We start from the raw sequence: 22,798 nt of genomic DNA, 5'->3' as shown, positions 1-22,798 counted from the left end.
TAAAGTTTACCGACACTTAATTTCTCCGGTCTAAAGGGTGTGTGATTGACACTCTTGTTCAAGGCCTAGCCACGCAATGATCCGCTTGTTTAAGCATTACATCCCACACGCCGTGCTGTTGCTCGGCATGCTGGATCTTGCGCTGTTGATGGTGGCAAGTGAGCTTGCATGGCAGGTTCGTTCTGCACAGATTGGGATGGACCCGGGGCCGATTGAGACCCGTTGGATACCTCTCGTCGGGTCCGCTGCTGTTGTTTGGGTGGCGATGATTTCCGTCGGCGTTTACGGCCCTTATGCTTTGCGCAGTCTCCGATTTGCAGGGGCGCGACTGCTGGTTGCAATTAGCCTCGGTATTATTGCGCTTGCAACAATCGACTGGATACTGCCCGGCAGCACGTTCTGGCGCTCTACGCTGCTATACTCGATGGGTTTCGCCATACTCGTTTTGGTCTTGGACCGGCTTGCGCTGATGAGCTTCCTTGGCTCTTCGTCGTTTCGACGCCGGGTTATGGTGCTCGGAGCAGGAGATCGGGCGCAGCGCTTGCGCGAGCTTGGCGATCGGCCTGAAAGTGGCTTTGCCATCGTCTCCTACATCGCCATGTCAGAGCCAGAACGCGTGGTTGAAGAAGCGATTGCCCGCGAGGCGATCCATGACCTTGGCCGGTTCGTCGAAAATCTCGGAGTGAGCGAAGTCGTGCTCGCCCTGCAAGAACGCCGCAATTCGCTGCCGCTCAATGACCTTTTGCGGATCAAAACTAAGGGCGTGCACGTAAACGATTTCTCCAGCTTTCTGGAACGTGAAACGGGCCGGGTTGACCTCGACACGGTCAATCCAAGTTGGTTGATCTTCTCTGACGGGTTTTCAAGCGGCCGTGTCCTTTCAAGTGCGCTCAAACGCATCTTTGATATTGTTGCCAGCCTAATTCTGCTGCTCCTCACCTTTCCGATTATCGCGCTGTTCGCAATGATTGTGAAGCTCGATAGCAAGGGGCCGGCGTTCTTCCGCCAACAGCGCGTTGGTCTTTATGGAGAGACATTTTACCTCATCAAACTTCGTTCAATGCGCATTGATGCGGAAAAAGATGGCGCGAAGTGGGCAGAAAAGAATGACACCCGCGTGACGCGCATTGGCAAGTTCATTCGTAAGGTCCGCATTGATGAACTGCCCCAGACATGGAGCGTCCTAAAAGGCGAAATGAGCTTTGTCGGCCCGCGCCCTGAGGTGCCCAAGTTTGTTGATGACCTGCAAGAACAAATCCCGTTCTATCAGGAGCGGCACATGGTCAAGCCCGGCATTACCGGGTGGGCGCAGATCAATTATCCTTACGGTGCGTCGACCGAGGACAGCCGCAAAAAGCTCGAATACGACCTCTATTACGCCAAGAATTATACGCCGTTCCTGGATCTCGTGATCCTGCTTCAAACCGTTCGTGTAGTCCTTTGGCCTGAGGGCGCGCGGTAGTGCTTACGATTGCTGGCCTTGATACGTCTGTGACGCTGCTTTGCTACCTTACGGGCGCGATTCTGAGTGCAGGCGCCGGTCTTTGGATCGCGAAGTTTGGCGACCGGAATCGGCCAGACCGTGCGGCAGTGCTCGCCGCTTGCACGACCATGGTGATCTGGTGCGTGGTTTCCGTCACTTATCAGCCGGGTTCTGCGGCGATTGAGCTCGCAGAAACCTTGCGGAACTTGGCGCTCATTGCTGTGATTTTTCGACTCTTCGCTGCTGATGGCCGCGATGAAAGTCTTAAACCCATCCGTCCCGTGATTATCGCGCTTGCTCTTGTGCAATTGTTCCAGCCTGTTCTGCTAATAATCAGCGCGCAGGCTGGGTACATTCCGCAAGTCGCGCAGGTGATTTTCGAAGTGGGCACGCTGCTCAATATGCTGGTCGCGATCGGCGCGCTGATGTTGCTTCACAACCTGTATGCAGGCGCAGCGGCTTCGTCTCGGCGCATTATCCGCTGGAGCGGTATCGGGCTCGCCGCCGTTTTCGCATACGACTTGAACCTCTACACACTTGCCTACCTGAGCGGCGAATACCCCGAAATCCTCGTCACAGCGCGAGGGCTAGTTGCAGGCACAATGACAGCGCTTTTGGCGATTGGAGCCAATTCCACCAGCGCCGGGCTGCAATTCCGTCCTTCTAGGGCGGTGACTTTCCAGACGCTGTCGCTCCTCGTGATTGGCCTTTACCTGCTGATCATGGTGCTGGTGACACGTTCACTGGCATTGATTGGCGGCGATATGGCCCGCGCGAGCCAGGTTGTATTTTTGATTCTTGCCGGTGTCGCAGCCTTGTTCTGGTTGCCATCGCAGCGTCTGCGTGGGTGGTTGCGAGTGACAGCGGTTAAACACCTTTTTCAGCATCGCTATGATTACCGCGAAGAATGGCTGCGTTTCACGCGCACGGTCAGCCACGGCTCCGCCACCAATTCGAGCTTTCATGAGCGCGCTGTAAAAGCGGTGGCCGACATTACCGACAGCCCGGCGGGTTTGTTGCTGGTTCCCAATGAGGAAGCTCAATTGGAGCTTACCGCGCGCTGGAACTGGGCGACTTTGGAGGTTCCTGCGATTGCGGGTGATTTCACGCTTTCAGGCCTGCTGGAGCAGCATAGCCACATTCTGGACCTCGACGAAGCCCGCCAAGGCGTTGATCATCATGGTGAGCTTAAACACGTTCCCGATTGGCTGTGTGAAGCGGACGATGCCTGGGCACTCGTTCCATTGATCCATTTCGACCGCCTCGTGGGCGCAATTGTTCTGGCTCGACCGCGCATTGAGCGGCGGCTTGATTGGGAGGATTTTGATCTGTTGCGGGTCGTAGGCCAACAGCTTGCAAGCTACCTCGCCGAACAAGCTGGCCAGCAGGCTTTGATGGATGCGAGCCGTTTCGATGAGTTCAATCGCCGAATGGCTTTCGTCATGCACGATATCAAGAACCTGGCGAGCCAGCTCTCGCTGCTTTCCGGGAACGCGCAAAAGCATGCTGACAATCCCGAATTCCGAGCCGACATGCTGGTTACCCTGCGCAATTCAGCAGACAAATTGAATGCACTGCTCGCGCGGCTAAATCGGTATGGTTCAGGGCATACGCAAAATGTCCGCGAGCTAGATCTGGCGACCGTCGCCAGATCGATCTCTACGCGGTTTAAAACCGTGCACCCAGTTGAGGTTACTCGCGCAGACAGCGTGCAAGTGCTGGCTGATCAGGAGGCGCTTGAACAGGCGCTAATCCATCTCGTGCAGAATTCTATCGATGCGAGTGATCCGGGTGGAACCGTTTTCCTGAGCGTTTTGAGCGATGGGCTGGCAGGCCAAATCGAAGTCATCGATTCTGGTCATGGCATGTCGCCCGAATTCGTCCGCAGCGGCCTGTTTAAGCCCTTCGTTTCCTCAAAACAGGGCGGTTTTGGGATCGGCGCGTTTGAAGCGCGCGAAATGATCAAATCCATGGGTGGCCGTGTATCGGTTGAATCACGTGAAGATGTCGGCACCCGTTTCACCGTCACTCTCCCGCTTCCAGAAGCCAAACGGCTTATTGAGGACCGGGACAAGTTAAACAAAGAAGAGGCCTTACATGGCTGATAAAAAACCCACTTTGCTGATCGTCGAAGATGATGAGGGTCTGCAAGCGCAGCTCAAATGGGCCTATGAGGATTTCGAGGTCGTGATCGCGGGTGATCGTGAAAGCGCAATTGCTGCCCTTCGCAGTGAAGCGCCTGCGGTTGTGACGCTGGACCTTGGCTTGCCGCCTGACCCCGATGGAACGACGGAGGGCTTCGCTGTGCTCGATGCCATCATGGCGCTGAAACCGGATACGAAAGTGATTGTTGCAAGCGGCCACGGCGCTCGTGAAAGCGCTCTGCAAGCTATTGAGCGTGGCGCGTATGATTTCTACCAGAAGCCGGTTGATATTGACGCGTTGGGTTTGATTGTTCGGCGCGCGTTTAACCTTCATCAGATCGAGCAAGAAAACCGTCGCCTAGTTGCCAACGCGAGCGAAGATAAGACGGTGCTGGGGCGGTTAATCACTGGCGCGCCTGAAATGGTCAAAGTGGCCCGCACTATCGAACGGGTTGCGTCGACAAACGTCTCAGTCATGCTTTTGGGTGCCAGTGGCACGGGCAAAGAACTGCTTGCGCAGGGTTTGCATGACGCGAGCAATCGTGCGGACAAGCCATTCATCGCGATCAATTGCGCGGCGATCCCAGAGAACTTGTTGGAAAGCGAGCTTTTCGGTCATGAAAAGGGCGCGTTTACGGGCGCTGTCAAAACCACAGAAGGCAAGATCGAAAGCGCCAATGGTGGTACGCTCTTCCTAGATGAGGTGGGCGATATTCCGCTGCCTTTGCAGGTCAAACTCCTCCGGTTTTTGCAAGAGCGCACGATTGAGCGGATTGGTGGGCGCAAGACCATCGCGGTTGATACACGTATCGTTTGCGCAACCCACCAAGACTTAGAGGCAATGATTGGTGCAGGCACATTCCGCGAAGACTTGTTCTATCGTCTGGCGGAAATTGTCGTGCGTATACCGAGCCTTGCCGAACGGCATGGCGATGCAGTCCTATTGGGCAAAGCATTTCTGAAACGATTTGCTGGCGAAATGAACCCGACGGTGACCGGCTTTGCCCCCGACGCGTTGAGCGCAATTGATGCCCATGATTGGCCGGGCAATGTGCGCGAGCTTGAAAATCGAGTGAAGCGCGCGGTGATTATGGCAGATGGCAAATTGGTTGGTGCTGATGATCTGGACTTTGACGAAGGAGATGAGGAAAGCGCCGATGTGTTAAACCTAAAGGCCGCACGCGAGGCCGCTGATCGGCGCGTGATCCGCCATGCTCTCGCTCGGAGCGAAGGCAATATATCAAGTACGGCAAAGCTGCTCGGGATCAGCCGGCCCACTTTGTATGATCTCCTTAAACAGTATGATCTCCATGCGTAAAGCCGCTTACCTGTTCGCCGCGGTTGCAGGTCTTTCGCTGCTCACAGCGTGCGCTCAAGAGGACGCGCCAAGCGGTAATTCTGCCTTGAATGGGAGCGACACTTTTCTCGAGCTTATGAGCGATGCGCGGCTCGCGATGAGCAATGGCGAACTGGCTGAAGCTGGCGATTTCTATGACGAAGCGCGTGAGATTGAGCCGGAGAATCCGGGTCTTTGGGTGGATATCGCTCGACTGCGGTTCCGCGGGGGCGAGCATCTCACGGCAATTGACGCGGCAGACTATGCGCTGGAACTGGATCCGCAATACGCGCCTGCACTGCTTTTACGAGCGCAATTGGTTCGCGATGCGAATGGGCTGGCTGAATCTCTGCCCTGGTTTGAGGCGGCCGTAAACGCGGACCCGCGCAATCCAGAAGTGGTTGCTGACTATGCGGCAACTCTGGGCGATTTGGGCCGCTATAAGGATATGCTGAGCGTCGTGCGCGAGCTTGCCGACTTTGCGCCTTCCTACCCACAGGTCCACTATTTGCAGGCTGTGTTAGCCGCGCGCGGAGGTGATCCGGTGCTCGCCAGCAATTTGCTAAGCCGAAGCGGGTTAGCGGGTGAGGGCGTACCATCAGCGATGATGCTGGCCGCTATCTTGGAAATTCAGCAGGGCAATTCAGACACAGCGGTCGAGACGCTCGAAGCGCTAAGTGATCGCCAACCAACCAATATGCGCGTCAATGAACTGTTGGCGCGGGCACTCTGGCTAAGTGGTCGCGACCGCGAGTTGATTGATCGCTTCGGTGCCCAAGCTGCACGAGAAGATGCCTCGCCCTATCTGATCATGTTGGTCGCAAGAAGCCTTGAGCGGCGCGGTGAGCGCGACAGCGCACTACCCTTGTTTGAGCGAGCTTTTAAAGCACGCAGCGATGAATTCATTGTACTTGAGGGATCTGGTCAGGGAAGCAGCACGATGCCTGCGATCACTGCTGAACTGCGCGATTTTGCTGGTTCGGGTAACGTTTCTGCAGCGCAGCGTACCGCAAACTCAATTCTGCGCCGAGTTCCCTATTCTGGTGATTTCCATGCGCTTGCTGGTGATACGCAGCTTGCTTCGGGGAATGCGCAAGAAGCTCTGGAACTGTATGAGACTGCCGCGCAGGTTCGCCGTTCGTGGCCTGTGACGCGCAAAATCATTGCTGCTTACCGGGCATATGGTGATGAGATAGCTGCCGACGTATTGCTTGCTCGGTATATTGCGGGTGATCCGCACAATACGGATGCGCTTTTGCTTTACGCACAAACCAGTGCCGCTCGCCAAGACTGGCTCAGGGTTGCTGTATTGCTCGACAACGCAATCGCGCTTGGTGCTGGCAATGATCTTGAAATCCTCGCCTTGCGCATAGAGGCTGCCCGCGGATTGGATCGCGAAGATGAGGTGGAGCAATTTGAAGCGATGCGAGGCGCATTGATCCACGGGGCATTCGTAGACAGCTAAAGCCTGACATTCGAGAACTGCCGCTCGACAAGGCTTCTACAAATCGGCAGGGCGACACCCCAATGACTGCCCGCCTGTCTTTGTTTGCTGATCCCATGATCGCGGTTCTGTTTTTCGCGACCGGTCTGGCAATCATGATGCCTGCAAGTGGGGAATTGCGAGAGACCGCGCAGCTCGTCTCAAATGCTGCAATATTTGTGCTATTTCTGGTCAACGGAATGCGGATCGCGCGCGGAGAAATTGCACGTGGCCTGGCCAATTGGCGCTTCTTTGCGCCGCTGTTCTTGTGGGTTTTTGGAGCCATGCCGCTCGCTGGTTGGGGCTTGGCGAGCATCGCTGGCACCATACTACCGCCACTGGTCGCATTGGGCTTTCTCTATTTAGGGACACTACCTTCGACCATTCAATCGGCCACGTCATACACCAGTCTAGCCAACGGGAATGTAGCGTTATCGGTGGTTGGAGCTGCACTGATCAATATCGCGGGCGTATTTATCACTGCCCCTCTGTTCGCAATCCTAGCTGGCACACAAGCAGCGAGCATAGGGGCTGAGACGATCATTCGGATCGGCGTCATCCTGATTTTGCCGTTTGTTCTGGGACAGGCTGTTCAAGGCTGGACGATCGACTTGCTCAAAGAGCGAAAATCCCAAGTCGCGTGGCTTGATAGGGCTGTTATCGGAATTGCCGTGTACGTCGCTTTTTCAGGAGCGGTCGAGCAAGGGCTCGGTACTATGTTCGGCCCTGTTGGCTGGGCGGCACTCGTCGCAATTGTCGTGCTGTACTTGATCTTCGGCTCAGGCGGTGCATGGCTTGCAGGTGGAGGGCTTAAGCTAGAGCGTGGCGACCGCATTGCTTTCCTTTTTGCAGGCGCACAAAAGAGCGTCGCTATCGGAGCGCCGCTCGCAGCGATCATGTTCCCGGCTGAGGTGGCAGGCTTCGTGATTGCGCCGCTGCTGCTCTATCATTTGCTTCAACTGATGGTGGCGGCACCGCTCGCGAGTGTTCTGGCCAAGAACTAGCTTTTCGGCTGGTAGGTCTGTTCTTCACTGGGAAAGCTGCGATCTCGAACTTCTGCAGCGTATTTCTCGACTGTTTTGTCGATTACGCTGGCGATGTCCTCGTAACGCTTCACGAAACGAGGGACGCGTTCAAACATACCTAGCATGTCTTCGGTTACGAGAACTTGTCCATCGCACTTGGCTGAGGCTCCGATACCGATAGTGGGACAAGAGACCGCCTTCGTTGCTTCAATCGCAATGGGTTCGACAACCCCTTCGATGACGATTGCGAATGCACCAGCCTTATCCAAGGCAACCGCATCGCTGACGATCTTATCGGCTTCATTGTCAGATCGTCCGCGTGCGGCATAACCACCCAGCACATTCACTGCCTGTGGGGTTAGGCCAACATGGCCCATAACCGGGATGCCGCGTGAGTTAAGGAATTCAACCGTTTCCGCCATCGCTTCTCCACCTTCCAGCTTCACAGCGGCGGCGCCTGTCTTTTTGAGAAGATAGGCAGCGCTCTCGAATGCCTGCTCTTTGGATGCTTCATAAGAGCCGAACGGCATGTCTACGACTACGACGGAGTGATAACTCCCCCGAACCACTGCGGCGCCGTGATTTGCCATCATCTCCAGCGAGACAGGGATGGTGGAATCGAGGCCGTAAATGACTTGACCCAGCGAATCTCCAACGAGCAGCAAATCGCAATGCGCATCAAGCAATTGTGCCTGCCGCGCCGTGTAGGCAGTTAGCATCACCAAAGGTTCTTCAGTAACGCCATCCTTCTTGCGCGTTCGCACGCGTGGGACTGTCAGACGCTTGCGCGGCTTTGGGGTGGGGGTGGCTCGGCTGGTGCTCGTATCAAGCTGGAATGTAGTCGACATAAGTAGCGCATTTAGCCCTAGAGCGTGCAAACGCCAAGCTTCCCTCTTGGCGTGAGGGCAAATTCATTGCAAAGTGCACGGCAACACGGGAAACGCGTTCTCACAGGCGCGGCAAGAGGGAAGTTTTTTCAAACATGGTAGCAGCATCCGGTTCGGGTAAACGCGAAGGCTGGTCTTCGCGCAGCGCATTCATTCTTGCAGCGGTGGGTTCTGCCGTTGGCCTTGGCAATATGTGGCGTTTTCCTGCGGAAGCGGGAGAGAATGGTGGCGGTGCGTTCGTGCTGTTCTACATTTTCTGCGTCTTGCTGATTGGTCTTCCGGTTTTGCTGTCCGAGGTTTTGATCGGACGTCATGGGCAGGCCTCTGCGCCCGAGAGTGTTCGCAGGGTGGCTCGCGATTTAAACGCGCCCGAAGGGTGGAGCGTTCTGGCCTCAATGGGCGTTTTTGCAGCCTTCCTCATTCTCAGTTTCTACTGCGTTGTTGGCGGCTGGGTTGTCTATTACATTGGCGTCTTTGCGCAGGACCTCATCCAAACGGGTTTGACCGGCGGAGCGTTTGAAGGGCGCGATGCAGGGGAGATTGAAGGCTTGTTGCCCGGACTGTTCGGCAATGGTGGGTTGATGGTTGGGCTCAACCTTGGCTTCCTTGCGGTTACGATGTTCTTTGTGGCGCGCGGTATATCTAGCGGGATTGAGTGGGTTGCGGTTTATCTGATGCCGCTCTTCTTCGTCCTATTCCTTGCGATCACTATTTATGGTGCTTTCACGGGTAACTTTGGCGAAGCGGTTGCCTACCTGTTCACGTTCGACTTCTCGAAACTCACTGGCGAGGTGATGCTCGCAGCTGTGGGGCAGGCGTTCTTTTCACTCTCTTTGGGTGTAGCAGGAATGATGACCTACGGCGCCTATGCGAGCCGTGAAACCAATTTGGGTGAGACATCTGGCATCATCGCAGGTGCTGATACGGCTGTGGCTTTGCTCGCAGGTCTTGCCATTTTCCCGATCGTTTTTGCAGCCGGCCTTTCTGCAAGTGCTGGACCTGGCCTGATGTTCCAGTCCTTGCCAATTGCGTTTCAGGCGATGCCGTTTGGATCGCTGATCGGTTTGGCGTTCTTCATGATGGTGTTCTTTGCCGCTCTGACCAGCTCGGTATCTCTGCTTGAGGCACCGACCGCTTGGACGTTTGAGAAGTTTAAAGTCTCTCGTCCGGTGGCCACCTTGATCGTGGGATCGGGTGCTGCAGTTTTGGGCGTGCTGTCGGCGCTCTCGTTCAATGAATTGCCGGACTTCTATCCGCTTGGCTTTATTCCGATCTTTGCTGAAGCGAATTTCTTTGATGCTCTGGACGGGGTCACGGCCAAGCTGTTCATGCCAATCGGCGCGATCCTGACCTGTATCTTTGTCGGTTGGGTTGCAGATGCACGCCTGATCGATGAGGAGAACGGCATTGATGGCGCGCTTCATCAGACATGGCGTTTGCTGGTGCGGTTTGTTTGCCCTGCTGTCTTGATGGTGATCCTCGCTTTCGGTCTTTTTAGCTGAAGCAAGAGCGATTGCAGCGGAATTGACCCGTTGCAATCGCTCTTCAAATGTGGAACATAATGGGAACAAATAAGACTCAACCGAGTCCTTATTGAGTTCCTATGATCCAAACTGCACGCCCTTTACGCGCGAAAGCGCTCGATATCTCTCCTGTGGCCCCCCTCTCTCACGGGGGTGGGGCGCCTAAGCGTCTGCCAGAATCAACGCTGTCAGTTCAGGATATTGCTGCACTTTCCAAACGGAGAGAGGCGCGCTGGCGGCCCGGTCTTACTCAACAACCACTACACAGTGAGATTTTCGCAGGCAGCGAGGATGCGAGTGGAGCGGGGCTTGCTCTGGCCCTTGCTCGCGATGCATTGATGCAGGAGGCGTGCGGGGCGGATGACCCGCTCGCTGAGGCAGAGGATCACCGTCAAGTGCTTTGGGTGCAGGATAAACGCGCTGTGCAACGGTCAGGTCGCCCTTATGTTTATGGCCTGCCTTCGGAATTTCGGGACCGTTTGATCCATGTGGAGGCGGAGACACCCCAAGACGCTCTTTTCGCGCTCGAAGAGGGGCTTAGATGCCGCGATCTTGCCTGTGTGATCGGGGAGATTGTTGGCAATCCGCGTGTTCTCGATTTCACCGCTTCCCGCAGACTGAGCCTTGCAGCGCAAAAACATGGCGTGGCCTTGTGGCTGGTGCGGCTTGAGGCGGAGGCTGATCTCTCTTCTGCTCGAATGCGCTGGCAGGTGGAGGCGGCTCCCTCTGATCGCCCGTTTTGGAACGCTGATGCGCCCGGTCCGCCAGCATGGAAAGCCGAACTGTTCCGGGCAAGCTGCCATGCGCCCGGCAAGTGGACACTAAGCAATGACAAAGGCCCCCTCAAAATCCGCCAACCCGGTATCAACCAGCCCGCCAATTCAGACGCGGCGGATATTGGCCATCTGGTGCGCCCGACTGTCGGTCGATCGCTGGCGGGTGTCGCTCGCGCCTGAGGGGGAGCAAGTTGGACAGGGGGAGGGGCCAGATAGCCATCCCACCGTTCTGATCACCGAAACCGCGCATGGTCCGCGCATTGCAGCGGTGAATGAGGCCGCGCGTCAGGCCGGTGCACAATCTGGAATGATGCTCGCCGATGCACGCACGCTTTGCCCTCAGATACAGACGGCACCTGCTGATCCTGCAGGTGACTTGGCGCATCTAGAGAAGCTTGCCGTTTGGGCACAGAGATGGGGCCCGTGGAGCGCGCTTGATCCACCCGATGGTATATTGGTTGATGTAAGCGCAGTTGCGCATCTGTTTGGTGGAGAGCAGCGCCTGCTCGCTGATGTTCAAGAGGCATTTTTAAAGCGTCAACTGAGTGTGCGTGCGGCGATTGCTCCCACAGCTGGGGCGGCATGGGCGCTGGCGCATTTCGGACCCCAGCGCGCGATTCTTGATGCGCATGGGGACATGATGCGTTGGCTGGGCAATTTGCCGGTTGCAGCGCTCCGGCTTGATGCAGATGTTCTCACCGTCTTGCGGCGGTTGGGGCTTAAGCGGCTCGATGACCTTGCCAATATAACGAAGGGCGCAATTAATCGCTCTGAGGCGGCGGCGCGCGATGCGCTCCATCGCCGGTTCCGTAATCGCAAATCTCCTTCGGCCAATCCGCTTATTCGCCTGGATCAATTATTGGGCCGTGTGCCTGAACCGCTATTGCCCGTGGTTCCGCAGCAAATGCCATTGGTTCAGCGCCGTTTGATGGAGCCTTTGCGTCACCGCTCGCTGCTTGATCGTGTGCTTGATGATCTTGCCAAGGATATGGCGCGCGCTCTGGAGGGGCGAGGCGAGGGTGCACGCCGCTTGGAACTTGGTTTGTGGAGGGTCGATGGCGAAGTGCTTGTCAGGCGGCTTGAACTGGCCTGTGCCACGCGTGATCCGGCGCATATGACACGCTTGTTTGCTGAAAAAATTGAAGATGTTGATGCCGGTTTTGGGATTGAGACAGTGCGCCTGCGTGCCAGTTGGGCTGAGCCGCTTGCGCTTACTCAAAAAGATGTTGAGCAAGCGAGCGAACGCCATGGCACTTCGCTTGCTGCCTGCATGGACCGGTTGACTGTCAGGCTTGGTTCGAAGGCAGTGCGGCGTCCGGTGCCGCGGGCCAGCCACCTGCCGGAACGTGGGCAAGGGTGGCAGCCTCCTTTGGTCCCGGTGGCAGGTTCATGTCCGTTGCAAAAGACTCAGGGTAGGCCCCTAAAAATGCTCGATAAACCAGAGAAGATTGCCGTGCTTTACGCGTCACCCGATGGCTATCCGCAACGCTTTCGATGGCGCGGCAATGTGCATGAAGTGGCGCGGGTAGAGGGGCCGGAACGCATTGCACCTGAATGGTGGCGGCAGAAATCGACTATTCGTCTGCGCGACTATTACCGGATCGAAGATGCTGATGGCTGCCGTTATTGGGTTTATCGCCACGGCATCTCTGGTGACGGCCGCGGAGGGGTGCCTGATTGGTTTCTGCAAGGGCTGGGCGCGTAAATAGTAAACGGAGCGTTAGGCACGCGATCAAACTTAATTTACGAATTCATGCCAAGACGGTGAAATGACGGAGACAAATGTAAATCGAACAAGGGAACGTCGCCCACTTGGGATCATGGTGAAAAGCCGTGTCCAATCGCGCGTGGTATTCGTTGATCTGGTCGACATCTCTGAAGGCGGTTGCAAGATCAAGGCAAGCCGTGGTTTCGCAAGTGTCGGTGACAGAGTGACGATGAGAGTCGCCGGGGTAAATGCTCCGCTCGGCAAGATCGCTTGGATTGAGGATCGTTATGCAGGTGTTACGTTCGAAGGTGAAATGCACGAAGCCGTGCTGGACCATTTGTGCTCGCTAACGATGGATGACCTGTCTCAGCAAAAACAGCGTTTGCATCGTCTCTAAGACACAAACAAAAAGGGTCGGAGCAATGCCCCGACCCTTTCTCCAAAAACTAGATGTACCGCTTAGCTCGCGCTGAATGGCAGCGAGCTGTGATGCAGGACAATCTTGAGATCGCCATTTTCGTCTTTTTCGTAGGCGAATGAGTACTCAACCTTCGTCACGCCGCCGTCCGCGTCAGTGAACATGTAGTTGCCCATCGCAACAGCCATGTCTCCGCTGTCCGAGATAACAGTGCCGTTATTGTCCCATTCAACATTGGTGTAAGGACGGATGGCAAAGCCGCCATCTTCAGTGCCTTCGGCGCCCACGAAGTAGCTGAGCGCTTCTTCTGTGGTTTCACGGAACTGATCTTCTGCAGCCAAGGTTGGCTTGAATAGGATGGTTGCGTCATCGCCATAAGCATAGTGCGTTGCGATGTGTTCCTGAGCGCGCGCGCTGTAGTCGCCGTCTTCGCTGAATACAGAGCCGATTGCGACAATGCCTTCGCCCCATGCTGCTTGTGCAGCTGCGACTTCTTCAGCGGTGATTGGATTGGCGGTTTCGCCCGCTGCAGCGGTTTCGTCACCAGCGCAAGCGGCCAATGCCAATGCGCTAATCCCAAGAACTGAAACAGATGCAATTTTGTTCATTTGATACTCCCTAACGAGGGAGCCTGTCGCCCCCTCGATCAATACAAGCGCCACAAGTTGAGGCGCAAATACGTCCGACATCACGAGCAGGATTGCTCGCCAGAGGGGCCCGGTCCGTTTCGGTATTACGTATCATTGGCGGGAGGGTTCCCGTAAATTGCAGAATTTGCATTTGGCGGATTATCGTTAGGAACATATATAGAACAAAAACTAGAATGACCTATGCCTGATGCCCCTTTAACCCCAGATAAGCGCACGCTGAAATTGGATCCTAACACGGTCCAAGCCCCTGAACGTGCGCCCTTCGTCGAACTGGGCCTGGTGAGCTGCTTTAGCTTCCTGCGCGGGGCATCGGATGCGGTGGATCTGGTCATGCGCGCCTATTCATGTGGCTATGATGCGATTGGCATTGCCGATGCGAACAGTTTTGCAGGCGTAGTGCGGGTACATACCGAGGCATCGACACTCAAGATTAGGCCAGTGATTGGCTGCCGCATCGAAACGGTGGAGGGGCTCGCTTTCCTTGCCTATCCCAAGGATCGCGCCGCCTATGGCAGGCTGTGTAGCCTTATCAGCGCTGGCCGGATGCAGACGCTTAGCGGAGAGTGGCAACAAAAAGGCGTGTGTGAGATCAATCTGGCGATGCTGAGACAGCATTGCGATGATGTGCAGCTCATTCTGCTCCCGCCGGAGGATTTGGCGACTCAGTACACGCTCCACTTACCCAGCAATGTTGTAGCGCTGCATCCTGAAGTGGAGAATCAACCGGGAGGACGACTTACCTGTACCGCGCCATTTGCGGAGCTGTTGCCGCATCTCACCGCGCAACTGCCTACATTGCGCCATCTGGCCGCGAGCTATCTGTACCGCGGTGATGATGTGGGGCGGATTGACCGCCTTGATGCGTTGGCGAATGCACATGGCCTTGAGCTGTTGGCGACCAATGATGTCCATTATCACGCGCCAGAGCGTCGACCTTTGCAAGATGTGATGACGGCCATTGCAAACAAGACGACAGTGGTAGAGGCCGGACACCTGCTCCATGCCAATGCGGAAAGATATCTGAAACCCCCGCAAGAGATGCAGCGACTGTTTGCTCGCTGGCCTCACGCGATCCAGGCGGCTCGTCAAGTGGCGGATAACTGCAACTTCAGTCTTGAGGAGTTGCGCTACGAATATCCGGAAGAGATATATCCAGATGGTCAGTCTCCGCAGGAATTTTTGAAGTCAGAGACTTGGGCCGGGGCTGGGCGACGTTATGCTGAAGGTGTGCCGCTCTCTGTGCGCGAAACGCTTCAACGCGAGCTTGCTCTGATCGCAAAGCTAGACCTTGCTCGCTACTTTCTCACCATCAAGGATATCGTCGATTTCGCTCGCTCGGTTGATCCGCCAATCCTGTGTCAGGGGCGTGGGTCAGCGGCCAATTCGGCGGTTTGTTATTGCTTAGAGATCACGAGCGTTGATCCCGCCAAACACCAATTGCTGTTCGATCGCTTCATCTCTGAGGAGCGTAAGGAGCCACCCGATATCGACGTCGATTTCGAGCATGAAAGACGTGAGGAGGTGATCCAATACATCTATGAAAAGTATGGGCGGCACAGGGCTGGACTGACCGCAACTGTCATCCATTATCGCCCACGCATGGCGATCCGCGAAGTGGGCAAGGCAATGGGCCTGTCTGAGGACATCACCAGTTCGCTCGCTCGTACCGTTTGGGGCGGGATGGGCCGCGAAATTGGTGAGGCGCATGTCGAAGAGATCGGCATGGATTTGTCCGATCCGCATTTGAAACGTGTGCTCAAACTGACCGAGCAGATGATCGGAATGCCCCGCCACCTCTCGCAACATGTCGGCGGGTTTATCCTCACGCAAGGTGCGCTCACACAGACAGTGCCTATTGGCAATGGTGCCATGCCAGATCGCAGTTTCATCGAATGGGATAAGGACGATATTGAGGCGCTCGGCATCCTGAAGGTCGATGTGCTGGCACTGGGCATGCTTACATGCATTAAAAAGTGCCTTGATCTGCTTGAGGCGCATCATGGCCGTACGCTCAATCTTGCAACGGTGCCGCGCGAAGACCCGGAAACCTATGCGATGCTGCGCAAAGGGGATTCGCTGGGCGTGTTTCAAGTCGAAAGCCGGGCGCAGATGAATATGTTGCCGCGCCTTCGTCCGCGCGAGTTCTATGATCTGGTCATTCAAGTTGCGATTGTGCGGCCCGGTCCTATCCAGGGCGACATGGTGCATCCCTATCTGAAACGTCGGCGCGGGGCAGAGCCAGTGCGTATCCCGGCGCCTTCTCCGCAACATGGCCCGCCTGATGAGCTTTCGAGTATTTTAGAGCGGACGCTTGGTGTACCGATCTTTCAGGAACAGGCGATGAAGATCGCACTGGATGCCGCCAAATTTAGCTCAACCGAAGCCAATCGCCTGCGCAAAGCCATGGCGACCTTCCGTTCGCGCGGGATGGTGCATGAGTTGGAAGATCTGATGGTTGGTAAGATGGTCGAGCGTGGCTATGACCCTGACTTTGCAGAGCGCTGTTTCAACCAGATCAAGGGGTTTGGTGAATATGGCTTTCCCGAAAGCCACGCTGCGTCTTTTGCGCATTTGGTCTATGTGTCGAGCTGGCTCAAATGCCATTTTCCAGCAGCCTTCGCAGCGGGGCTTCTGAACTCGCAGCCAATGGGGTTTTATGCCCCTGCCCAAATCGTTCGCGATGCGCGTGAGCATGGGGTGGAGGTGTTGCCTGCCGATGTGAACTGCTCTCAATGGGATAACACTTTGGAGGAGCTGGAAGAGGCTGGAGACGTAAAAACGGGGCGCATGGACCGACATATCGCATTGCGCCTTGGTTTGCGGCAGGTTGATGGCTTGCCTGAGCATGTCGCGGCACAACTAATCGCAGAACGCGAAGAGAATGGCGCTTACCGTGATGTGGCCGAATTGCGCGAGAGGGCGGGCTTAGGGCCGTCACATATCGAACGGCTCGCCAGTGCAGATTGCTTCACCTCAATGAACCTTTCGCGCAGGCAGGCCTTGTGGAATGCGCGCAGCCTGATTGCCGGGCCTGATCTGCCACTGTTTCGCGCCGCAGCGGAACGCGATGAGGGAGCCGAGCGCGTGCCGACGCTGTTGCCGCAGATGCCACTGTCGGAAGAAGTGGTGGCGGATTATCAAACAACCCGTCTCAGCCTCAAAGCACACCCCATGTCTTTCATGCGTGCAAGCCTGGCTGAGCGCGGCTTTGTGCGCGCTTGCGATCTGAGAGACCGTAAATTCCGCTCCATGGTGCACGTAGCTGGCGTGGTGCTGATCCGGCAGCGCCCTGGCTCTGCCAAAGGTGTGTGCTTTATCACGCTGGAGGATGAAACAGGGGTGGTGAACCTTGTCGTTTGGCCCGATCTGATGGCGAAGCAGCGCAAGATTGTGATGGGCGCCCGGCTGATGGAGGTGCGCGGCCGCGTCGAGTATGATGACGAAGTGATCCACGTGATCGCACAGCATATGGAGGATGCGACCGGCAAACTCTATTCGCTCTCCGATGACATGCTCAACGCACCCACTGCCAGAGCGGATCATGTGAAGCATCCGCTTCCTGGAGGGCGAACCATGTCAACCGCGACAAGCGAAGATCGGCGTGCGAAAAAGGGATTGAGAGTGCGTGACATCATTGATGAAGTGCCAGTTCTTCAAGAGCATTTAGGGCAAGGGCACCCGCGCAATCACAGAATCATCCCCAAATCGCGGGATTTCCACTAGGCTCGAACAATGGCACGAAAACGAAAAAGAACTGGGTGTCTTGGTAGCACGCTTGTGCTGTTCGCTATTGGAACGATTGGCGGTTTTGTCGGATGGAATTGGCTGCAAGCGCATCCTGAGCACAATCCTTTCGCTCCGCTCGACCTACGTGACCCAATAGGGATGGCGACCGCGACAAAGCTGACTGCTCTGCGGGATGATGTGCTGGCATGCCGTGCAGTGCTCGATCGCAGCGATATTGCCTACTCAGCCCTGCCAGAAACCGAAGAAGGCCCCTGTTCGCGATCAGATCGAACCCAGCTTGGTGGCTTCCCACTTGCTCCTGATACGCCTGCCGTGACATGCCCGGTCGCCGCTGGCCTAGAACTATGGCGAGAGAAAAGCGTCGCACCAGCAGCGCAGGAGCATCTTGGCAGTGAAATCGCGAGAATTGAGCATCTTGGTGCGTTCAATTGCCGCCGAATGCGCGGGAGTGGTTCAGGTGCATGGAGCGAGCACGCCACGGCCAACGCGATTGATATCTCTGCATTCGTGCTTGCCGATGGCAGGCGAATAAGCGTTCTCGACGATTGGGACGGGGATGCGGACCGTGCGGAGTTCTTGCGGGCAATCCGGGATGATGCATGCGGAGTATTCTCAACCGTGCTTTCGCCCGATTTCAACGCTGCACATGCAGACCATTTCCACTTCGATCAGGCTGCCCGCTATGCAGGCGTCTGCCGCTAGGTTGGCTCGAGAGCATATCCAGCAGATCGGACCGTGCGAATAGGGTCCTTCATGCCTTCCAGTCCAATCGCTTTGCGTAAGCGACGAATATGGACGTCGACAGTGCGCAGCTCAATATCTGACCCCGTTCCCCAGACGCCATCGAGCAATTGCCCGCGACTAAACACACGGCCCGGGCTCTCCATGAAGAATTTGAGCAACCGATACTCTGTAGGGCCAAGCTGGAGCGAGCGGCCGCGGCGCTGCACCTTATGTGCAACCGGGTCGAGCTTGATATCGCCCACCTCAATCGTTTCACCTGCAAGAGCAGGCCGGATACGGCGCATGACGGCCGCAACACGCGCTAGCAATTCGCGTGGGCTAAATGGTTTGGTCAGATAATCGTCTGCGCCGGTTTCCAAACCGCGAACACGGTCGTCTTCCGCCTCTCTCGCTGTAAGCATAATGATCGGCACATGCGCGGTTTCTTTATCGCGGCGCAAACGGCGACAGACTTCGATGCCGCTTGTCCCTTCAATCATCCAATCGAGAATGATGAGATCGGGAACGTCTTCACTCGCCAAAACCATCGCCTCGTCACCGTCACCGGTGCAACGGACGTCATACCCTTCGTTTTGAAAGCGATATTCGAGCAGTTCGGAAAGCGCTGGATCGTCTTCAACCAACAGCAGTTTGGCAGCGGGCATGTTCCGTGTCTCCTCACGTAGGCGCCCTAAGAACCCAAAGCACCCAACACGTCTAACTTTGTTTCATTTGCGCTACAGTTTGATGAAATCCGCGCCGATGACTTTTCCACAGAGGCTGTTGTTTGTTAGCGCTCGTCTTCGGGTGGATATGTCCCTGTCGCAGCAAAATGGACCATTTCCGCAACATTTGTCGCATGGTCTCCGATCCGCTCCAAATTGCGAGCGACAAACAGCAGCTGTGCTGCGCTCGAAATAGTCGCTGGATTTTCCACCATATGGCTCACCAGATTGCGGAAAATACTGTTGTAAAATGCATCAACCTTGGCGTCGGTGGCAATCACTTCGCGCGCAAGTCCGGGATCACGCGCGGCATAGGCGGTTAGCACGTCGTGCACCATCTCACCCGCGAGCTCACCCATTGCAGGAAGAAGTGTCAAAGGCTCAAACCGGTCACGCCCTTCGATCATCCCAACGCGTTTGGCGATATTCTTTGAATAGTCACCAATCCGCTCAACAACGCCAGCGATTTTGAGCGCTGCGATCACTTCACGAAGGTCGTCTGCCATTGGTGCCCGCAATGCGATGATGCGAACGGCGAGCTTGTCGACTTCGGATTCCAAAGCGTCGATCTTCTTGTCACGCGCAACCACGCTGTTGCCAAGCTCTTCGTCGCCGCGCACCATCGCCTCAAGGGCTTCTTGGATCGCAACTTCGGCAAGCCCACCCATCTCCGCGATCAAGCCGCGGAGGCGGGTGATGTCTTCATCAAATGCTTTGACGGTATGATCAGCCATTAGCCGTATCGTCCTGTGATGTAGTCCTTGGTCCGCTCTTCAATTGGATTGGTGAAGATATCGGACGTTGGACCGTACTCCACCATCTTGCCGAGGTGGAAAAAAGCAGTGCGTTGGCTGACGCGGGCAGCCTGCTGCATCGAGTGTGTCACGATGACTATAGCATACCGGCCAGAAAGCTCGGCGATCAATTCTTCAATCTTTGCTGTCGCAATCGGATCGAGCGCCGATGCGGGCTCATCCATAAGGATAACTTCGGGATCAACGGCAATCGCACGGGCAATGCAAAGGCGTTGCTGCTGGCCGCCTGAAAGAGCCGTGCCAGAATCTTCGAGCCGGTCCTTTACTTCATCCCATAGCCCCGCACGGGTGAGGGAGCGTTCGACGATGACGTCGAGATCAGCTTTTTTCTCGCCCAATCCATGGATTCGAGGGCCGTAGGCGATGTTCTCGTAGATCGTTTTTGGAAACGGATTGGGCTTTTGAAAGACCATTCCGACACGGGCGCGCAGCTGAACGACGTCCATCGCATCACCGTGGATGTCTTCGCCTTCGAGTTCGATCAGACCATCAACCCGCGCAACCGGGATTGTATCGTTCATACGGTTGAAACAGCGCAGAAAGGTGGATTTGCCACAACCCGATGGGCCGATGAAAGCAGTTACGTAGTCAGGTGAGATTTCAATCGAAACCTCATCAATGGCCTTCTTCGAACCATAATAGACCGACACATCGCGCGCGATCATTTTCGCGTTCGGGTCTTTCTCAATTTTCTCGTGAATGAGTGTCACCAGGTTTTCTCGAATCTGTTGCGAAGGTAAATTGCTAGGCCGTTCATTAGCAGGAGGAACAGCAAGAGGACGATAATTGCAGCGCTAGTGCGCTCCACAAATCCGCGGTCGATTTCATCTGACCAAAGGAAAATCTGCATCGGCAACACGGTGGCTGGCGCGGTGAATCCGTCTGGAGGTGTTGCTACAAATGCGCGCATGCCAATCAGCAGCAGCGGCGCTGTTTCACCCAATGCACGGGCCATGCCGATGATTGTGCCGGTCAACATCCCGGGCAGCGCCAATGGCAAGACATGATGGAACACAACCTGCACAGGAGAAGCGCCGACGGCCAATGCACCGTCACGGATAGACGGAGGTACCGATTTGATCGCGTTCCTGCCTGAAATGACGATCACAGGCATGGTCATCAAAGCCAATGTCATACCGCCAATGAGGGGGGCTGATCTCAGGTTCGGGAAAAGCGTTAGAAACACCGCAAGTCCCAACAGGCCGAAAATGATCGATGGAACAGCCGCCAAATTGTTGATCGACACCTCAATCAAATCGGTCCAGCGGTTCTTTGGGGCGTATTCTTCAAGGTAGAGTGCCGCGAGCACACCGATTGGAAATGCGAGCAAGAAGGTCACGATCATCGTGTAGATCGAGCCTTTCAATGCGCCCCAAATCCCCACTTGCTGAGGGCTGGTCGCATCGGAGCGAGTGAGAAAGCCAATATCCCAATTCTCAGCCAGTTTCCCCTCGCTTGCCAATTGCGTTGCAAGCGCCTGCATTTCGGGTGCGCCTTCACCGTCAAGGCCCGCTGCCAGATCAGAGGATGCTGGCAGGTAGAAAGTTTCGCTGCGGTTGATGAGCGATGGGTCCGCTTGAAGCGCCGCTGCAACATCGCGCCAAGCATCGCGGCTTAGCTGTTCTGCGCCTTCTACCCCTATGGCCTCTTCAGCGTAGAAATGAACAACCTCAGACATGCCCTGCATTTCAAGGACCTGGATGGCGCTAGGCGCGGTCAGAGAGACCTCATCGCCGGTAAGGCCGCTTTCAGGAAAGTCTATGGGAACAGTCAGCTCTGCACGCTGAAAGCCGCCGATGCCGTTTAAAAGCATGCTTCCCAAAAGGAAGATCAACACAGAAATGGAGAAGATAATCGCGCCAAGGCCGAGCGCGCGGAACCGGCGCTCGGATGCGTAACGTTTCTTCAAACGCTTGGCGAAAGCATCCGTCCGCGTGGGGCCTGCTTGATTGGTTATTGCGGTATCACTCATAAGCTTCACGGAACCGTTTCACGACGCGCAACGCGATGATGTTGAGAACGAGCGTCACAAGGAAGAGCACGAAACCTAGCGCAAAAGCGCTGAGGGTTGCGGGGTGATCGAAGCTGCCTTCACCCGTCAACATCGCGACAATTTGGTAAGTGACCGTCGTCATTGTCTCAAGCGGATTGGCCGAGAGATTTGACGAAGCGCCTGCGGCCATCACCACGATCATAGTTTCACCAATGGCGCGGCTAATGGCGAGCATGATCCCAGCGACGATGCCGGGGAGCGCAGCTGGAAAGAGAACGCGTTTGATCGTTTCTGACTGTGTGGCACCCATTGCAAGGCTTCCGTCGCGCATTGCACTTGGCACAGCGGCCATGGAATCGTCGGCCATGGATGACACGAATGGGATGATCATCACTCCCATAACAACACCGGCTGCCAGCGCGCTTTCGCTAGATGCATTCGCAACACCCATTGATACTGCGATGTCGCGCACGGCCGGAGCAATGGTTAGCGCAGCGAAATATCCGTAAACCACGGTTGGAATACCGGCCAGAATCTCAAGCGCCGGTTTCACCCATTGGCGAAGCTTAGGGTGAGCATATTGCGTAAGGTAGATCGCGCTCATCAAGCCTAGCGGGATCGCAACGATCATCGCGATGATCGCGCCGATAAAGATCGTCCCCCAGAACAGCGGGATAGCCCCGAAGCGTGAACCGTCAGGGTTCTCAGGATTGCTCATCGGGTCTGGGCCCCAGAAGGTGCCAAATAAGAAATCGATTGGCGATACCATCCCAAAGAAGCGGATCGTCTCAAACACGAGGCTCGCGACGATGCCGAGCGTCGTAAGTATTGCGACCAAGGATGCGAGCAAGAGCACGATCATGACCGTGCGCTCAACCTTCGTGCGCGCCTTGAAATCAGGCCGCACGCGAAGAAATGCGAAGGCTCCGCCGCCAAAAGCGATCAGAATGGTCAGAGCGAACCCGATAATGCTGTAGTGTGAAATGGCTTCACGAAATGGCTCAACCAGAGCCTCAGCGCCTTCGTTAAACACGCCAGGAGCATTGCCAGTTGCTACCGCACGGGCTTCGGAAAGCCAGGATTCCCTCTCAAAGCCAAAGGCTGGTAGACTTGCAGCGCCCGGTGAACTCAGGACGCTCTGGATCACTAGCTGGGGCGCGATGAAGGACCACAGGGTGATAAAAATAAGAACGGGGAATACCACCCAGACCGCAACATACCATGCGTGATATACGGGCCTCGCGACCGGGCGAGTGTCGGGTGAAGCCTTCTGAAAACTCCATGCCTTCGCACGACCAGCCAGCCAGCCGGCAAGGCCCAATCCAATGGCAACCAGAATAAGTGTAATCGGCGACATGAATT

18 protein-coding genes are annotated in these 22,798 nt (G+C 55.9%); 11 read left to right on the top strand and 7 right to left on the bottom strand.

All coding sequences use genetic code 11. The features are described 5' to 3' along the window. The first annotated feature begins 76 nt into the window (after positions 1-76). From AC0V6N_RS06515 to AC0V6N_RS06495, 5 genes are all read left to right on the top strand, one after another. Positions 77-1,462: a TIGR03013 family XrtA/PEP-CTERM system glycosyltransferase gene (locus AC0V6N_RS06515; RefSeq protein WP_486170776.1), complete on the top strand. Its 1,386-nt coding sequence runs from the start codon at positions 77-79 to the stop codon at positions 1,460-1,462. Next, positions 1,462-3,588: an XrtA/PEP-CTERM system histidine kinase PrsK gene (prsK, locus tag AC0V6N_RS06510; protein WP_486170775.1), complete on the top strand. Its 2,127-nt coding sequence runs from the start codon at positions 1,462-1,464 to the stop codon at positions 3,586-3,588. Before AC0V6N_RS06515 ends, prsK begins: the two co-directional genes overlap by 1 nt. After that, positions 3,581-4,945, top strand: a complete 1,365-nt coding sequence (gene prsR / locus AC0V6N_RS06505; RefSeq protein WP_486170774.1) for a PEP-CTERM-box response regulator transcription factor — start codon at positions 3,581-3,583, stop codon at positions 4,943-4,945. Before prsK ends, prsR begins: the two co-directional genes overlap by 8 nt. Beyond that, positions 4,938-6,428, top strand: a complete 1,491-nt coding sequence (locus AC0V6N_RS06500; RefSeq protein ID WP_486170773.1) for a tetratricopeptide repeat protein — start codon at positions 4,938-4,940, stop codon at positions 6,426-6,428. Before prsR ends, AC0V6N_RS06500 begins: the two co-directional genes overlap by 8 nt. 62 nt (positions 6,429-6,490) lie before the next feature. Next, positions 6,491-7,450, top strand: coding sequence for a bile acid:sodium symporter family protein (locus tag AC0V6N_RS06495; protein WP_486170772.1), 960 nt, complete (start codon positions 6,491-6,493; stop codon positions 7,448-7,450). Here the strand turns inward: AC0V6N_RS06495 and panB are convergent. Next, complete coding sequence (gene panB, locus AC0V6N_RS06490) at positions 7,447-8,319, bottom strand: 3-methyl-2-oxobutanoate hydroxymethyltransferase (protein WP_486170771.1); 873 nt, start codon at positions 8,317-8,319, stop codon at positions 7,447-7,449. The genes AC0V6N_RS06495 and panB overlap by 4 nt on opposite strands. A gap of 134 nt (positions 8,320-8,453) precedes the next feature. Here panB and AC0V6N_RS06485 point away from each other — a divergent pair, with 134 nt between their 5' ends. The 4 genes from AC0V6N_RS06485 (at position 8,454) to AC0V6N_RS06470 (ending at position 12,762) form a co-directional block, all read left to right on the top strand. After that, the gene (locus AC0V6N_RS06485) at positions 8,454-9,860 is read left to right on the top strand and encodes a sodium-dependent transporter (protein ID WP_486170770.1); all 1,407 of its coding nucleotides are present in this window, start codon (positions 8,454-8,456) and stop codon (positions 9,858-9,860) included. Between the two features lie 101 nt (positions 9,861-9,961). Next, entirely contained in the window at positions 9,962-10,837 is an 876-nt protein-coding gene (locus AC0V6N_RS06480) for a recA-like protein (protein ID WP_486170769.1), read from the top strand. Continuing rightward, positions 10,779-12,362 carry a Y-family DNA polymerase gene (locus tag AC0V6N_RS06475; protein ID WP_486170768.1) on the top strand — a complete coding sequence of 528 codons (1,584 nt, stop codon included), beginning with the start codon at positions 10,779-10,781 and terminating at the stop codon, positions 12,360-12,362. Before AC0V6N_RS06480 ends, AC0V6N_RS06475 begins: the two co-directional genes overlap by 59 nt. A gap of 64 nt (positions 12,363-12,426) precedes the next feature. Continuing rightward, on the top strand, positions 12,427-12,762 hold the full coding sequence (locus tag AC0V6N_RS06470; protein ID WP_486170767.1) for a PilZ domain-containing protein: 336 nt from the start codon (positions 12,427-12,429) through the stop codon (positions 12,760-12,762). Positions 12,763-12,824: 62 nt separating this feature from the next. Here the strand turns inward: AC0V6N_RS06470 and AC0V6N_RS06465 are convergent, their stop codons facing one another. After that, the gene (locus tag AC0V6N_RS06465) at positions 12,825-13,391 is read right to left on the bottom strand and encodes a phosphoribosyl-AMP cyclohydrolase (RefSeq protein ID WP_486170766.1); all 567 of its coding nucleotides are present in this window, start codon (positions 13,389-13,391) and stop codon (positions 12,825-12,827) included. A 222-nt stretch (positions 13,392-13,613) separates the two neighbouring features. On the opposite strand from AC0V6N_RS06465, the gene AC0V6N_RS06460 reads away from it, so the two are divergent. Both AC0V6N_RS06460 and AC0V6N_RS06455 read left to right on the top strand, forming a co-directional pair. Then, positions 13,614-17,156 (top strand): error-prone DNA polymerase, encoded by a 3,543-nt coding sequence (locus tag AC0V6N_RS06460; protein WP_486170765.1) that lies wholly within the window; start codon positions 13,614-13,616, stop codon positions 17,154-17,156. Between the two features lie 54 nt (positions 17,157-17,210). After that, complete coding sequence (locus AC0V6N_RS06455; protein WP_486170764.1) at positions 17,211-17,882, top strand: extensin-like domain-containing protein; 672 nt, start codon at positions 17,211-17,213, stop codon at positions 17,880-17,882. On the opposite strand, the gene phoB is transcribed toward AC0V6N_RS06455, so the two are convergent. The 5 genes from phoB to pstC all read right to left on the bottom strand — a co-directional run bounded on the left by phoB (position 17,879) and on the right by pstC (position 22,793). After that, positions 17,879-18,568: a phosphate regulon transcriptional regulator PhoB gene (gene phoB, locus AC0V6N_RS06450; RefSeq protein ID WP_486170763.1), complete on the bottom strand. Its 690-nt coding sequence runs from the start codon at positions 18,566-18,568 to the stop codon at positions 17,879-17,881. The genes AC0V6N_RS06455 and phoB overlap by 4 nt on opposite strands. 125 nt (positions 18,569-18,693) lie before the next feature. Beyond that, the gene (phoU, locus tag AC0V6N_RS06445) at positions 18,694-19,362 is read right to left on the bottom strand and encodes a phosphate signaling complex protein PhoU (protein WP_486170762.1); all 669 of its coding nucleotides are present in this window, start codon (positions 19,360-19,362) and stop codon (positions 18,694-18,696) included. Then, a complete protein-coding gene (pstB, locus tag AC0V6N_RS06440) occupies positions 19,362-20,108 on the bottom strand; it encodes a phosphate ABC transporter ATP-binding protein PstB (RefSeq protein ID WP_486172436.1) in 747 nt (248 codons plus the stop codon). Before pstB ends, phoU begins: the two co-directional genes overlap by 1 nt. Before the next feature lie 41 nt (positions 20,109-20,149). Continuing rightward, entirely contained in the window at positions 20,150-21,415 is a 1,266-nt protein-coding gene (gene pstA, locus AC0V6N_RS06435; RefSeq protein WP_486172435.1) for a phosphate ABC transporter permease PstA, read from the bottom strand. Next, positions 21,408-22,793, bottom strand: a complete 1,386-nt coding sequence (gene pstC, locus AC0V6N_RS06430; RefSeq protein WP_486170761.1) for a phosphate ABC transporter permease subunit PstC — start codon at positions 22,791-22,793, stop codon at positions 21,408-21,410. The genes pstA and pstC overlap by 8 nt, the downstream gene beginning before the upstream one ends. Positions 22,794-22,798: the final 5 nt, after the last annotated feature.

This window comes from Erythrobacter sp. S57(2025), assembly GCF_057365055.1.
Note: the sequence above shows the minus strand (reverse complement) of the source record. Positions and strands in the feature narration are given on the sequence as shown.